At 40.0% G+C, this 1,611-nt stretch carries 3 protein-coding genes; all 3 read right to left on the bottom strand.

Annotation, left to right across the window (positions count from 1 at the left end):
• Positions 1-219: 219 nt before the first annotated feature.
• Positions 220-387 carry a hypothetical protein gene (locus MHM93_RS19305; RefSeq protein WP_239450226.1) on the bottom strand — a complete coding sequence of 56 codons (168 nt, stop codon included), beginning with the start codon at positions 385-387 and terminating at the stop codon, positions 220-222.
• A complete protein-coding gene (locus MHM93_RS19310) occupies positions 387-1,247 on the bottom strand; it encodes a hypothetical protein (protein ID WP_239450227.1) in 861 nt (286 codons plus the stop codon). The genes MHM93_RS19305 and MHM93_RS19310 overlap by 1 nt, the downstream gene beginning before the upstream one ends.
• A gap of 57 nt (positions 1,248-1,304) precedes the next feature.
• Positions 1,305-1,611 (bottom strand): hypothetical protein (locus MHM93_RS19315; protein WP_239450228.1); only part of this gene is annotated, 307 nt, incomplete at its 5' end.

The following is a 1,611-nucleotide window of genomic DNA, read 5'->3' on the forward strand; positions in this document are numbered from 1 at the left end:
AATTGCCATTAACCCTTTCAACATTCATTTCTATAACATCAAGGCTGACATACGGTTTGTCATCATTACTTAAAGCTTCAGTACAAGAAAAAGTAAAAATCATACAAATAAAAGTAATCACTTGTTTCATCATACACCTATGAATTTATGTATTTAATACGTGCCTGCTGCCTAGCTAGCGGCACACTACTCCGATTAACACATTTATTAATTTCAGCTTTAAAGGAGGTTAAGTTTCTTTGTAAAATTTTTGTAAGGCTTTAGCTGCTCGTGTTCTGGCGCCTCGCCCTCAAAATCAGGGCGTGTTTCAAAGTCGATATAAAAACAAAACCGTGCTAAGTCCGCTTCATTGGCGAAGCTTGCAACAACCACTATGACATTTTCCATTAGTCAGCACTCTCCTTGGCGGCTTTAATATAAGGGGCGAGTAAAGCATGCACTGAATCAGGCAAGTCTGCTTCATTGAATAAACGGGTAAACTCTTGCGCCGTTTCCACAAAGCACTGCGGGTATTTGTCGGGGGACGCTGTGAACTTATCAAGAGCAGCAAAAAAGGTTACTAGGTTTTCTTTTAATGGTTGCGACCCAAATTCACTGCCTTTAAAGTGTTTGAGTGCGCTAATACAATAAGAGAGGCGATAGCGATAAATAAAATTTGGATTAGGGCTTTCCATGTGTTTGCTAAAGTATGATGAAAGCCTATTAATGATAAATCTAAAGCTTCTCTCGCACTCATCATTCAACCCATCAAAGTCTTTCATGTTGCGGCGAGATGCAAACCAAGACTCATCCTCTACCGAGCCGGGTAGTAATAGCTCGGCCAGTAATTGTTCTTTACCCTGAAACAAGCTGGTATCCCTGCCATCAGAGGCACTTTTATGAGTCGCGTAATCTCGATCACAAAACTCTAATACACGGTTAGCCCCAGTGTCATATTGCATAATGGAACCATCTTGATATTGGACGGTTGACCTAAATTTATGTAATTCTTCAATAATAGACTCTTTATCGAATGATGGGTATAGCCATATAGCAACCATGCCCATATAGGATATTTTTCGTTGAATATCCCCATCGTTATCCACCGTTCTCATAGGTTCTTTATTCGGGCCATAAAGAAAGTATTCTTTTATTAATTTCATATCATGCGGCGAATAAAAACCCATTTCTTTTAGTGACTTTTTCACTTCTTTCCACTGTGCTTTACGTGATGTAAGCCATGTTTTATCGTCTGGGTACCAACTCATTGTCTTTCTTGTTTTTTGTCTATTTTTTAGTTAATGCTAAGGCTATTCTTTATAGCTTTATACCAAGTTAAAACTCTTAACCTCATTGCGTTGCCAGTTATCAACAATCGTCTGTGCAGCTTTATCCAGCTCGTGTCGTTCGCTATCCGTTAAGCGCTTTATACTTGCATCAATGTCTTCTTGTGCGCTCCATGCATCCTGACCTATTAGATTATAAGCAGCTACTAAAGTAAACAACGGTTGCCCTGGCTGTGGAATGCCCCCTAAGTCCATATAACTGAGTACCCCAGTAAAGCACCCTTGCTGAGCGGCTGTGAAATAGTGTTCCAACGCGGCTTGCTCATCATTGTTCATGTAAGCCAGT

It is taken from the genome of Pseudoalteromonas sp. MM17-2 (assembly GCF_022347945.1).
GTDB lineage: Bacteria > Pseudomonadota > Gammaproteobacteria > Enterobacterales > Alteromonadaceae > Pseudoalteromonas > Pseudoalteromonas ruthenica.

What these genes read in the sequence shown, in the direction of transcription:
- MHM93_RS19305 (WP_239450226.1), bottom strand. Translation starts at nt 387, where the DNA reads ATGGAAAATGTCATAGTGGTTGTTGCAAGCTTCGCCAATGAAGCGGAC.
- MHM93_RS19310 (WP_239450227.1), bottom strand. Translation starts at nt 1,247, where the DNA reads ATGAGTTGGTACCCAGACGATAAAACATGGCTTACATCACGTAAAGCA.